We start from the raw sequence: 12,540 nt of genomic DNA on the forward strand, positions 1-12,540 counted from the left end.
GCGAACGCCCGTTCTTTAGGCCCGGCTGGTCAAACCGGGCACTTTTACCGCAGATGTTTCCGATGGAACAGCGGGGCATGCCTGCATGCTATAGGCAGCCCCGATGCGCATCAGTTCGCCAATTTCCACTTGCCATCGACGATTTGCACCATCACACGCGAGCGCTGATCCAAACCGTTGTGGTCGTTCTTGCTCATGTTGAAGATGCCTGCCGTGCCCGGCATGTCCTTCACGTTCTCCAGCGCCTCGCGCAGGGCTGCGCGGAACTCCGGCGTGCCCGGCTTGGCCTTCTTCAGTGCCACCGGAATCGTGGCTTGCAGCAGCAGGCCGCCGTCCCAGGCGTGACCGCCGAAGGTCGAGATCGAACCGGCGCCATACGCCTTTTCATAAGCAGCCTTGTACGCGGCCGCCGACTTCTTCACCGGGTTGTCGTTCGGCAGTTGCTCGACGACGAGCAGCGGACCGGCTGGCAGATACGTGCCTTCGCAGTCCTTGCCGCAAACGCGCAGGAAGTCGTTGTTCGCCACACCGTGGGTCTGATACAGCTTGCCCTTGTAGCCGCGCTCCTTGAGCGTGCGCTGCGGCAGTGCTGCCGGCGTGCCCGAACCAGCGATCAGCACGGCATCCGGGTTCGCGCCCATGACCTTGAGGGCCTGACCGGTCACCGACGTGTCGGCACGGTTAAAGCGCTCGTTCGCCACGACCTTGATCTTGTTCAGATCGGCAGCCTTCTGGAATTCCTTGTACCAGCCTTCGCCGTACGCATCGGCAAAGCCGATAAACGCTGCGGTCTTCACACCGTGATCGGCCATGTGCTTGGCGATAGCGGTGGCCATCAGAATGTCGTTCTGCGGGGTCTTGAAGGCCCACGTGCGCTTCGCGTCGACCGGCTCGACGATGGCAGCACCGGCGGCCATCGAGATCATCGGAGTCTGCGTTTCGGCTGCGACGTCGACCATGGCCAGCGAGTTCGGCGTGACAGTCGAGCCGAGCACGGCGTCGACGTGGTCTTCGCTGATCAGCTTGCGCATATTCTTGACGGCGGTCGTGGTGTCGGTCGCATCGTCGAGCACGATGTACTGCACCGTCTGGCCAGCAATCGTCTTGGGCATCAGAGCGATCGTGTTCTTCTCGGGAATGCCCAGCGAAGCCGCCGGACCGGTCGCCGACAGCGACACGCCAATCTTCACCTGAGCGTTCGCCACGCCCGCGACGAGCATCATGGCCGATGCCATGCACAGCAACTTCAGTTTCATTTGGGTCTCCTCACAAAAATTTCGAATTCGATTTTTGACGCATTTTTTTGACATTAACCGACCGCGCAGTCGGGAAATTGTCGCCCATCTTACGGGCACGGATGCCGTTTCGTAAAGTGCGGTTTCCCCACCTGTGGCATCTGCCACAGCGGTTTTGCCACTAGCCGCGCAAAAACGCGTCGTAGCCCGTTTTCACGATCAGCACCGCAAGCACGCCCAGAAACATGCGCCGCACGAAGCCAACACCGTGCTTAAGCGCGAGGCGGCTGCCCACCAGACTGCCCACCACGTTCATGATCGCCATGCCCGCGCCGACCAGCCACAGTACATGCCCGCTCATGCCGAACAGCAGCAGCGCGGCCAGATTCGTCGCGACGTTCACGATCTTCGAAGACGCCGACGCATTCACGAAGTCCTGCCCGAACAGCCGCACAAACAGAAACACCAGAAAGCTGCCCGCACCGGGGCCGAAGAAACCGTCGTAGAAGCCGATGACGCCGCCCACGGCGATCGCCATGAGCGTCACCCCTGCCCCGCCCTTCACAGGCGCGTGGACCGTCCCGAAATCCTTCTTGCGCAGGGTGTAGATCGCCACGGCAACCAGCACGAACGGCAGCACCTTGCGCAGAATGTCGGCCGGGACATGGGTGACAGCGTAGGCGCCGCAGAACGAGAAGACGAACGCTGCGACAGTGGCAGGCAACACAAGGGCCCAGCGCAGCTCGATACCGCGCGAGTAGCGCATTGCCGCCGAGGCCGTGCCCCAGATGCCAGCCATCTTGTTGGTGCCGAACAGCAGCGGCGGTGCAGCATTGGGGAAAACGGCGAAGAGCGTCGGCACCGAGATGAGGCCGCCGCCACCGACCACGGCATCGACCAGCCCTGCGAGAAACGCCCCGCCAGCGAGCATCAGCAAATCGGTCAGCGACCAACCCATCAACATACATTCCCCATACACAACACCTCAGTCGCTGCGCAACTGGAAGCCAGCCGGACGAAAACGCCGAGCATAGCGTCTTTATTCCGCATTGCGCGTACTTATTGCGGTAGAAATCGGTGCAATTCTCGCAATGTGGCGTAAAGACGGCTGAAATTGCGGATGGGGTGCGGCAAAACCCGCAAAAGATGTAATGCAGTGCGCGAGAGCCGCGCGAGAAAGCGTCATGACCGTTGAATATGGCATGGCTGACGAAGGCCTGGCACAGCGCAATGCGGCGCCATGCGGAAGGTGAAGCACAATATAAAAAGCGCTGTCGGAGTCTTCTCCGACAGCGCTTTCTTTTTTGGCGGTGCGCGTTATCGCGCTTGTTGTCTCCTCGTTCCTCGCCCCTATATCCTGCTGTGACGCGAACTGAGGGAGAGAATAAAGGAGCACCCAATGCACCACAAGTCAGCATTTACCCCTACGAATTAGGTTTTTTCTGACATTCGTGCGCCAGAGTGACGAGCGGACGCGCCACACAGGTGCATCCGCCGACATTCCAGCTTCTACGAATCGCTCAATTTACGCGCCTGCCACGCACTCACGACGCCTGCGACATCGACCGGAAGAACCGGCTGCGCGCAATAAACTCGCCCACGAGACCGCGTCGGAACGCCAGCACGCAGATGATGAAGATCGCACCGATCACGATGGTCACGGATTCGCCGAGCGTCTGAAACCACGTCACGCCGGTCGCCGTCGCGAGCCAGTTGCCGATATCGCCGAGCTTGTTCTCGAGCACGATGATCACTACCGCCCCCACCACCGGCCCGAGCATCGTGCCAAGACCGCCCACCAGCGTCATCAGAATCACCATGCCCGACATCGTCCAGTGAACGTCGGTGAGGGTCTCGAAGCCCAGCACCACCGTCTTGGTCGAACCGGCGAGCGCAGCGAGTGTGGCCGACAGCACGAACGCCAGCAGCTTGAAGCGGTCGACGTCGTAACCCAGCGAGATCGCGCGGGGCTCGTTCTCCTTGATCGCCTTGAGCACCTGACCGAACGGTGAGTGCACGATGCGCATGATCAGCAAGAAACCCAGCGCGCAGATCGCGAGCACCACGTAGTACAGCGTGAGATCCGAGTCGAGCGGCAGCAGACCGAAGAGCGAACCGCGCGGCACGCCTTGCAGGCCGTCTTCCCCGCCGGTAAACGGCGCTTGCAGACAGAAGAAGTAAAGCATCTGCGCGAGCGCCAGCGTGATCATGGCGAAGTAGATGCCCTGACGCCGGATCGCCAGCAAGCCGATCACCAGCCCCAGCACCGCCCCCGCCACCACGCCCGCAAGAATGCCGATCTCCGGCGTAAAGCCGAGGTTGCGAATCGCATAGCCCGTCACATAACCGGCGCTACCGAAGAACGCAGCGTGACCGAACGACAGAAGGCCCGTGAAGCCGAGCAGCAAGTTGAAGGCGGCGGCGAACAGTGCGAAGCACAGCACCTTCATGACGAAGACCGGATACGCGCCGACAAACGGCGCGACGATCAGCGCCAACAGCAGCAGGGAATACAGCGCGCGTTGTTGCATCTGTTGTTGCATGGTTTCGTCCCTTACTTTTGTTTGCCGAACAGCCCCGCAGGGCGCAGCAGCAACACGATCACCATGATGAAGAACACCACGGTCGCCGACGCTTCCGGGTAGAACACCTTGGTGAAGCCTTCGATCACGCCGAGCATCAGCCCGGTGACGATCGAGCCCATGATGGAGCCCATTCCGCCGATCACCACCACCGCGAACACGGTGATGATCATCGACTGGCCCATGAGCGGCGAGATCTGAATGACGGGCGCGGCGAGCACACCGGCGAACGCCGCCAGCGCCACGCCGAAGCCGTACGTCAGCGTAATCATGAGGGGCACGTTCACGCCGAACGCTTCCACGAGCTTCGGGTTCTCCGTACCCGCGCGCAGATACGCGCCGATCTTCGTCTTCTCGATGATGAACCACGTCGCGAAGCAGACGATGAGCGATGCCACCACCACCCACGCGCGATAGTTCGGCATGAACATGAAGCCGAGGTTGGTCGCACCGGACAGCGCGTCGGGCGCATCGAACGGCTGCCCGGACACACCGTATATCGAGCGGAACACGCCTTCGAGCACGAGCGTGATGCCGAACGTCAGCAGCAGCCCGTAAAGATGATCGAGCTTGTAGATCCAGCGCAGCATGGTGCGCTCGATCACGATGCCGATGATGCCCACCACGACGGGGGCGAGGATCAGCATGACCCAGTAATTGAGGCCGAGATAGTTGCCGCCCATCCAGGCGAGCATGGCCCCCAGCATGAACAACGCGCCGTGCGCGAAGTTGATCACGTTGAGCAGACCGAAAATCACCGCCAGGCCGAGACTCAGCATGGCGTAAAACGAGCCGTTCACCAGTCCCAGCAGCAGTTGGCTCAACAGCGCCGGCAGGGGGATGCCTAGAAAGTCCATCGAAATCGATTCTCTGGGAGAAACCTTGGAGAAAGGTCGCGACGGGACACGCGTCCCGTCGCTATCCGTGCATCGCTTACTAAAGAAGTGCTGCGCTTACTTCAGCTTGCAGGTCGATTCGGCTTCGGTGGTGAAGGCCTTCTCGCCCGGGATCGTCGCGACTACCTTGTAGTAGTCCCACGGCTCCTTCGATTCCTTCTTCGACTTCACTTGCATCAGGTACATGTCATGGACCATCGTGCCGTCCTTCCGGATGTAGCCCTTGCTGAACATGTCGTCGATCTTGATCTTATGCAACTGCTCCATGACCTTGTCGGCATCCGTCGTACCGGCGGCCTGAACGGCCTTGAGGTACGTCATCGTGGCCGAGTAGTCGCCTGCTTGCAGGCTCGACGGCATCTTCTTCATCTTGCTGAAGTAGCGCTTGGCGAATTCACGCGACTTGGCGTCCTTGTCCCAGTACCAGCTGTCGGTCAGGTACATGCCTTCGGTGTTATCCAGACCGAGCGAGTGAATATCGTTGATGAACACGAGCAGACCGGCGATCTGCATCTTGCCCTTGATACCGAATTCCTTCGCCGCCTTGATCGCGTTGATGGTGTCGCCACCGGCGTTCGCCAGACCCAGCACCTGCGCCTTGGACGCCTGCGCCTGCAACAGGTACGACGAGAAGTCCGAAGCGGACAGCGGGTGACGCACCTGCCCCACCACCGTGCCGCCGTTGGCCTTCACCACGTCGGACGTGGACTTCTCCAGCGCGTGGCCGAAGGCATAGTCGGCGGTCAGGAAGAACCACGACTTGCCGCCCGCCTTCACCACGGCCGAACCCGTGCCGCGTGCGAGCGCGACGGTGTCGTACGCGTAGTGCACGCCGTACGGCTGGCACTGGTCGTTGGTCAGTGCATCGGAGCCTGCGCCCACGTTGATGTAGACCTTCTTCTTCTCGGCGGAGACCTTGTTCATCGCCAGGCCGGTGCCCGAGTTGGTGCCGCCGATGAGCATGTCCACGCCACCACGGTCGAACCATTCGCGCGCCTTCGACGCCGCGACGTCCGCCTTGTTCTGGTGGTCGGCCGTGACCAGTTCGACCGGCTTGCCGAGGACCTTGCCGCCGAAGTCGGCGATGGCCATCTTGATGGCTTCCGCGCCGCCCTGTCCGTCGATGTCGGTGTACAGACCCGACATATCGGTAATGAAACCGATCTTCACCGTGTTGCCATCGGCGTGGGCCTGCGAGGCCATTGCCGCAAAACCAAACGCAGCCGCAACGGCCAACGCCTTCATCCGCATCGTCATCTTCGTCTCCTTCGTGGATTTGATCGCCTGGGTCCATCGCCCGGCACGCGTACACGCCGGGTAGCTCACCTCATACGCCCAACAACTCGTGCAGCACCGGCATCTTCGTCTCCAGCTCCGGAGCGCCGAAGCGCTCCACGATCTTGCCGTGCTCCATGACATAGAAGCGATCGGCCAGCGGAGCCGCAAAACGGAAATTCTGTTCCACCATCACGATGGTGTAGCCACGCGCTTTGAGCGTGGTGATCATGCGCGCAAGCGTCTGCACGATCACCGGCGCGAGGCCTTCGGAAATCTCGTCGAGCAACAACAGATTCGCACCCGTGCGCAGAATGCGCGCCACCGCGAGCATCTGTTGTTCGCCACCCGACAGGCGCGTGCCCTGACTGTGACGGCGCTCTTTCAGGTTCGGGAACATGTCGTAGATCTCGTCGAGCGACATGCCGCGCCCGCCATCGTCGCGACGATTGCCACTCATGCCGATATACGGCGGCAGCAGCAGGTTTTCCTCACACGACAAGCTCGCGAAAATGCCGCGCTCTTCAGGGCAATACCCCACGCCGTGATGCGCGACCTTATACGTCGGCAGATGAATCGTTTCTTCACCGGCAATGCGAATCGATCCCTGACGCTGACCGGTCAGGCCCATGATTGCGCGCAGCGTCGTGGTGCGCCCGGCCCCGTTGCGGCCAAGCAGCGTGACGACTTCGCCACGCCCGACCGTCAGGTCCACACCGTGCAGGATGTGCGACTCGCCGTACCACGCCTGAAGCCCTTCGACTTCCAGTGCGGGCACGTTGCCGCCGCTCTTGCCACCCTGGTTGTTGCCGCCGTTACCGTACATAGCCGTCCTCACCCGTGGGCTCCCTGCATTTCGCCGTCCGCCGTGCCCATGTAGGCTTCCATCACCTGCGGATTCTTCGAGACTTCGTGATACGGCCCTTCGGCGAGCACCTCGCCGCGCTGAAGCACGGTGATGGTGTCGGAGATGCCCGCAATCACGTTCATGTTGTGCTCCACCATCAGAATCGTGCGTCCGGCCGACACTTTCTTGATGAGTGCCGTGACGCGATCGACGTCTTCGTGACCCATGCCTTGCGTGGGTTCGTCGAGCAACATTAGTTCGGGTTCCATAGCAAGTGTGGTGGCGATTTCGAGCGCGCGTTTGCGGCCGTACGGCAACTCCACGGTGAGCGTATGGGCGAATTCAGTGAGGCCGACTTCCGCGAGCAACTCCATGGCACGCGCGTCGAGCTGGCGCAGCGTACGACTGCTGCTCCAGAAGTGGAACGCCCTGCCGAGATTGCGTTGCAGACCGATGCGCACGTTCTCGAGCACGGTGAGGTGCGGGAACACGGCAGAGATCTGGAACGAGCGGATGATGCCGCGTCGTGCGATTTGCGCAGGCGCTTCACGGGTGATGTCTTCCCCGTTGAAGGTGATGGAGCCAGCACTGGGCACAAGGAATTTCGTGAGCAGGTTGAAGCAGGTGGTCTTGCCTGCACCGTTCGGCCCGATCAGCGCATGAATGGTGCCGCGCGCGACGCGCAGGTCGACCCCGTTCACGGCGGTGAAGCCACGGAACTCTTTGGTGAGCCCGCGGGTTTCGAGAATGTAATCGTTGTTCGCCATGTCTCCTGCCACATTCCTGGTTGGCGGTGCGAAACGTCGTACGCGCTTCAGACACCATCGTCTGTGACAACCGCAAGGCAGGCGGGTAACGCTATGGTTGGCGTCGCCGGCAAAGTGCCCCGCGTCCCAAAGGAAGCGCCGAATTCTTGGTTCGATCACTCATAGGGAAACGTTATTGTGTGTGGTTTGCTGCAACGCGATCATTGGGATTTGCACTTAGCTTCGCACCCCTCGAAACGCGCATGCTCACACGCGTTGCAGAACGTTCGGTCACATGGGACGAGACGATGCACCGCCCTTGTGCGACAAGGCTTTTGCGGCACATGCAAATGTGCAGGCGATAGCGAATATCGATGAGATACCGCACCGGGCACTCATCGATATTGCGCGACATTAGGTATTACTACGTAAGTTTTGTAAAACCGAGGGGAAGGCCGTTACCTGACGCCAACCTTACGCGCAGCGCGAATCATGTCGCTGGCGCGCTCCGCGATCATGATCGTCGGCGAGTTGGTGTTACCTGACGTGATCGTCGGCATGACGGACGCATCCACCACACGCAACCCCTGTACGCCGCGCACACGCAACTGCGGATCGACGACTGCGTCGGGGTCGTCGTGACGCCCCATGCGACACGTGCCGACCGGATGAAAGATTGTCGTACCGATGTCGCCCGCGGCGCGCTTCAGGTCGTCGTCGCTCTGGTACGACGGTCCCGGCAGATACTCCCGCGGCTCGTAACGGGCGAACGCCGGCGCGCCCACAATGCGGCGCGTGAGCTTGATGGCGTCGGCGGCGACTCGCAAGTCCGCTTCCGTCGAGAGATATTGCGGCGCGATGTTCGGTGCCACGCGCGCATCGGGCGACGTGAGATGCACGTGGCCGCGCGACGTCGGTCGCAGATTGCACACTGACGCCGTGAACGCGTTGAACTTGTGCAGCGGCTCGCCGAACTTCTCCAGCGACAGCGGCTGGACGTGATACTCCAGATCGGGACGCGTCACGTCTTCGCGACTGCGCGCAAACGCACCGAGCTGCGACGGCGCCATGCTCATCGGCCCACGCTGCGTGAACGCGTATTGCATGCCGATCGACAGTTTGCCCAGCAGACTGTTCGCGGTGAGGTTGAGCGTCTTCGCGCCGCGCAGTTTGTACACGGTGCGCAATTGCAGATGGTCCTGCAAGTTCTCGCCGACAGCGGGCACATGCGACACGACATCGATGCCGAGATTGCGCAACCGTTCACCGTCGCCAATGCCGGACACTTCGAGCAGATGCGGCGAATTCACTGCGCCCGCCGCGAGAATCGTCTCGACGTTCGCCAGCGCCACGAAGTCTTCATTGCCACCGCGATATGCGACACCCGTGCAGCGCGTGCCGTCGAACGTCAGACGGCTCACGCTCGCGCCGGTAATCACCGTCAGATTCGGACGTTGCGACGCCGGTCGCAAAAACCCCTTCGCCGCACTCCAGCGCACACCGCGCCGCTGATTCACTTCGAAGTAGCCGATGCCGAAGTTGTCGCCGCGATTGAAGTCATCGGTTTTGGGAATGCCGATCTGCTCGGCAGCATCGGCGAACGAATCGAGCACGCGCCATGACAGCCGCTGCTTCTCGACGCGCCATTCGCCACCGCTACCGTGAAACTCGGAGTTTCCGTTGTAGTGATCTTCGCTGCGCTTGAACAGCGGCAGCACGTTGTCCCAGCGCCAGCCCTCGTCGCCGGTCGCATCGGCCCACACGTCGTAATCTTCACGCTGACCGCGCATGTAGATCATGCCGTTGATCGACGAACTGCCACCCAGCACCCGCCCGCGTGGATAGGCAAGCGAGCGACCGTTCAGCCCGGCCTCCTCTTGCGTGCGATACAGCCAGTCCGTGCGCGGGTTACCGATGCAGTAGAGATAGCCGACGGGGATGTGAATCCAGTGATAGTCGTCCTTCCCGCCAGCTTCGAGCAGCAGCACGGTGACGTCCGGGTCTTGCGTGAGACGGTTCGCCAGCACACAGCCCGCTGACCCGGCCCCGACGATGATGTAATCGAAGCGCTCCTGCTTGTCGCTATGCTTGTCCGTCTGCTTGCTCATTCCCGCATGTCTCCGTCGTTGGCGCGGCACTCGCCGTAGTGCGGTGCCGACACTGGTGCGGCACCCGAGTGGGGTGGACTGCCGCCACCCTCACCGGGTTCATTTTTGTCGTTGTGTTGTTTGCCGCGTCGCGATTTACTTCGCCACCGGCATCGTGAACTCCGCGCCCTTACCGATGCTGTCGGGCCAGCGCTGCATCACGCTCTTGAAGCGCGTGTAGAAGCGAATGCCCTCTTCGCCATAAGCGTGATGATCGCCGAACAGCGAACGCTTCCATCCGCCGAACGACTGCCACGCCATCGGCACCGGAATCGGCACATTGATGCCCACCATGCCGATCTTCACCTGACGCGAGAACGCGCGTGCCACGCCACCGTCGCTCGTGAAACACGATACGCCGTTGCCGAACTCGTGGGCGTTGATCAGCTCGATGGCCGAGGCCAGATCGGGCACGCGTACAACGACCAGCACCGGCCCGAAGATTTCGTCGCGATAGATCGTCATCTCGGTCGTCACATGATCGAACAGCGTGCCGCCAAGGAAGAAGCCCTGCGCGTGCCCCGGGACTTGCAGGCCGCGACCGTCAACCAGCAGCGTCGCCCCGGCACTCACACCTTCCGCAATATAGCCCTCGATCTTCGCCTTGTGGGCGGCGGTCACGACCGGGCCCATCTCCGACGCGTCGTCCACGCCCGGCCCGACGCGCAGCGCCTTCACGCGCGGCACCAGCGCGTCGACGAGACGATCTGCCACCTGCCCCACCGCGACCGCCACCGAGATCGCCATGCAGCGCTCGCCCGCCGAGCCGTAGGCCGCGCCGATCAGCGCATCGACGGCCTGATCGAGATTCGCGTCGGGCATCACCACGAGATGGTTCTTCGCGCCGCCCAGCGCCTGCACGCGCTTGCCGCGTCGCGTGCCTTCCGTATAGATGTACTCGGCTATCGGCGTCGACCCGACGAACGACAGGGCTTCGACGTCCGGGTGATCGAGCAGCGCGTCCACGGCGACCTTGTCACCCTGCACCACGTTGAACACGCCGTCCGGCAGCCCGGCTTCGCGCAGCAGGTCGGCAATCAGCAGACTCGCCGACGGATCGCGCTCCGAGGGCTTGAGCACGAACGTATTGCCGCAGGCGAGTGCGATCGGGAACATCCACATCGGCACCATCACCGGGAAGTTGAACGGCGTGATCCCCGCGCAGACGCCGACCGGCTGACGCAGATGCCAGTTGTCGATGCCGCCGCCGATGTTGTCGCTGTGCTTGCCCATCAGCAAATTCGGCGCGCCGCAGGCGTACTCGACAATCTCGATGCCGCGCGTGACTTCGCCGCGCGCGTCGGAGAACACCTTGCCGTGTTCGCGGGTAATGATGCGGGCGAGCTCGTCCTGATGCTCGTCGAGCAGTGCCTTGAACTTGAACAGCACACGGGCGCGCTTGAGCGGTGCCGTTTCCGACCACGACGGCAGCGCCGCTTTCGCCGCCGCCACCGCCGCATTCACGTCCTTCACGCTGGCCAGCGCCACGCGGGCGCTCACCGCCCCCTCGGCCGGATTGAAGACGTCGGCGAAGCGCTCGCCCTCACCCGCCACACGTTGGCCACCGATGAAGTGCTGGACGGTCGGAATATCAGCGTTGCTCATGTTCGTTTCCTGTGGATTTCAAGGCATCGGCGCTGGTGTTTACCTACTCAGCGCCACGAGTAGCCCCAAGCGTACTGCCGCGAGGGGCGGCAATCCAATGAGAAAAAATCAAAAGCAATATAAGATCCGCTTATATTGCCCCGGTGAAATGCCTGCTTTCGTCCTCCCTCCATGGAACTCGCTCATCTTCGCGCCTTTGTCGCCATCGCCCGTGAGGGCAATCTCACGCGTGCCGCCCAACGTCTGCATCTGACGCAGCCCGCCGTGAGCCTTCAGGTGAAGGCCCTGCAAGAGACGCTGCGACTCACCCTCTTCACGCGTACCGCGCAGGGGCTGGCGCTCACGCGGGACGGTCAGGCGCTGCTGCCGCTCGCCGAGCGCATGCTGACGGCGCTGACCGACCTTCAACAGGCCGCCGGTGCGCTGCGCGATACCGTGCGCGGACGCCTGCGCATCGGCAGCATCCTCGATCCCGAATTCACGCGTCTGGGCGCGTTTCTCAAACGTCTGGTGGAGTCGTATCCGCAGATCGAGACGGCCCTGCGCCACAGCATGTCGGGCGACGTGCTGCAACGGCTTGAGCGCAGCGAGCTGGACGTCGGCTTCTATATCGGCAGTCCCGACCCGACGCGCTTTCACGCGATTACCCTCACACCCTTCTCCTATCAGGTGCTGGCACCCGCTGGCTGGCGCGAACGTGTGTCCCGGCGCGGCTGGCGCGAACTCGCCGCCCTGCCGTGGATCTGGACACCGCCCGAATCGGCGCACAACCGTCTGCTGTCGGCGGTCTTCGGCGAAGCTGGGGCATCGCCCGTCAAAGTGGCGGAAGTGGATCAGGAGCCATCGATGCTCGATCTGGTGAAGTCGGGCATCGGTCTGTCGCTGGTGCGCGACTCGATCGCGCTGCGCGAGGCGCGTGCGCACGGCCTGGTGATCGCCGACAGCGTGTCGGTGCCCACGGAACTCACGTTCGTCACCCTCGCCTCGCGGCGCGAGGAGCCCGCCATTGCCGCTGCACTGCAACTGGTCACGGCGGTGTGGGCCTGAGCCGACTTTGGGGCCAGAACGCACGCATTTCACCCCGTCTCGCGACACCCTCGCTTCGCAATTCCGGCGCATAATCCATGCCTGCTCAGGCCTTCACGCTCAAGACATTCGAAAAGGCCCATCTCCCCGCAATTCATTCCCACGACATGGCACGTCCCCC

The 12,540-nt window shown here is 62.3% G+C and carries 10 protein-coding genes; 1 reads left to right on the plus strand and 9 read right to left on the minus strand.

The annotated features are described in order from the left end of the window. Positions 1–110 precede the first annotated feature (110 nt). From NTU39_RS26585 to NTU39_RS26625, 9 genes are all read right to left on the minus strand, one after another. Positions 111–1,256, minus strand: coding sequence for an ABC transporter substrate-binding protein (locus NTU39_RS26585; RefSeq protein WP_150663703.1), 1,146 nt, complete (start codon positions 1,254–1,256; stop codon positions 111–113). 160 nt (positions 1,257–1,416) lie between these two features. Beyond that, positions 1,417–2,199 (minus strand): sulfite exporter TauE/SafE family protein, encoded by a 783-nt coding sequence (locus NTU39_RS26590; RefSeq protein WP_150663704.1) that lies wholly within the window; start codon positions 2,197–2,199, stop codon positions 1,417–1,419. Between the two features lie 580 nt (positions 2,200–2,779). Beyond that, complete coding sequence (locus tag NTU39_RS26595; protein ID WP_257960143.1) at positions 2,780–3,766, minus strand: branched-chain amino acid ABC transporter permease; 987 nt, start codon at positions 3,764–3,766, stop codon at positions 2,780–2,782. A gap of 23 nt (positions 3,767–3,789) precedes the next feature. Continuing rightward, entirely contained in the window at positions 3,790–4,674 is an 885-nt protein-coding gene (locus NTU39_RS26600) for a branched-chain amino acid ABC transporter permease (protein WP_039394146.1), read from the minus strand. A gap of 96 nt (positions 4,675–4,770) precedes the next feature. Then, positions 4,771–5,964: an ABC transporter substrate-binding protein gene (locus NTU39_RS26605; protein WP_150664173.1), complete on the minus strand. Its 1,194-nt coding sequence runs from the start codon at positions 5,962–5,964 to the stop codon at positions 4,771–4,773. Positions 5,965–6,040: 76 nt separating this feature from the next. After that, complete coding sequence (locus NTU39_RS26610; RefSeq protein ID WP_150663706.1) at positions 6,041–6,814, minus strand: ABC transporter ATP-binding protein; 774 nt, start codon at positions 6,812–6,814, stop codon at positions 6,041–6,043. Positions 6,815–6,822: 8 nt separating this feature from the next. After that, the gene (locus NTU39_RS26615) at positions 6,823–7,602 is read right to left on the minus strand and encodes an ABC transporter ATP-binding protein (protein WP_257958910.1); all 780 of its coding nucleotides are present in this window, start codon (positions 7,600–7,602) and stop codon (positions 6,823–6,825) included. Positions 7,603–8,039: 437 nt separating this feature from the next. Further along, the gene (locus tag NTU39_RS26620; protein ID WP_150663707.1) at positions 8,040–9,689 is read right to left on the minus strand and encodes a GMC family oxidoreductase; all 1,650 of its coding nucleotides are present in this window, start codon (positions 9,687–9,689) and stop codon (positions 8,040–8,042) included. Positions 9,690–9,824: 135 nt separating this feature from the next. After that, a complete protein-coding gene (locus NTU39_RS26625) occupies positions 9,825–11,333 on the minus strand; it encodes a CoA-acylating methylmalonate-semialdehyde dehydrogenase (RefSeq protein WP_257958911.1) in 1,509 nt (502 codons plus the stop codon). Between the two features lie 171 nt (positions 11,334–11,504). On the opposite strand from NTU39_RS26625, the gene NTU39_RS26630 reads away from it, so the two are divergent. Next, positions 11,505–12,380: a LysR family transcriptional regulator gene (locus NTU39_RS26630; protein WP_257958912.1), complete on the plus strand. Its 876-nt coding sequence runs from the start codon at positions 11,505–11,507 to the stop codon at positions 12,378–12,380. Positions 12,381–12,540: the final 160 nt, after the last annotated feature.

This window comes from Pandoraea commovens (assembly GCF_024704525.1).
GTDB lineage: Bacteria > Pseudomonadota > Gammaproteobacteria > Burkholderiales > Burkholderiaceae > Pandoraea > Pandoraea commovens.

Bases quoted from the DNA above. Each gene is read 5' to 3' on its own strand.
- NTU39_RS26630 (WP_257958912.1), top strand. From the start codon at position 11,505: ATGGAACTCGCTCATCTTCGCGCCTTTGTCGCCATCGCCCGTGAGGGC.
- NTU39_RS26585 (WP_150663703.1), bottom strand. From the start codon at position 1,256: ATGAAACTGAAGTTGCTGTGCATGGCATCGGCCATGATGCTCGTCGCG.
- NTU39_RS26605 (WP_150664173.1), bottom strand. From the start codon at position 5,964: ATGCGGATGAAGGCGTTGGCCGTTGCGGCTGCGTTTGGTTTTGCGGCA.
- NTU39_RS26590 (WP_150663704.1), bottom strand. From the start codon at position 2,199: ATGTTGATGGGTTGGTCGCTGACCGATTTGCTGATGCTCGCTGGCGGG.
- NTU39_RS26600 (WP_039394146.1), bottom strand. From the start codon at position 4,674: ATGGACTTTCTAGGCATCCCCCTGCCGGCGCTGTTGAGCCAACTGCTG.
- NTU39_RS26620 (WP_150663707.1), bottom strand. From the start codon at position 9,689: ATGAGCAAGCAGACGGACAAGCATAGCGACAAGCAGGAGCGCTTCGAT.
- NTU39_RS26615 (WP_257958910.1), bottom strand. From the start codon at position 7,602: ATGGCGAACAACGATTACATTCTCGAAACCCGCGGGCTCACCAAAGAG.
- NTU39_RS26625 (WP_257958911.1), bottom strand. From the start codon at position 11,333: ATGAGCAACGCTGATATTCCGACCGTCCAGCACTTCATCGGTGGCCAA.
- NTU39_RS26610 (WP_150663706.1), bottom strand. From the start codon at position 6,814: ATGTACGGTAACGGCGGCAACAACCAGGGTGGCAAGAGCGGCGGCAAC.
- NTU39_RS26595 (WP_257960143.1), bottom strand. From the start codon at position 3,766: ATGCAACAACGCGCGCTGTATTCCCTGCTGCTGTTGGCGCTGATCGTC.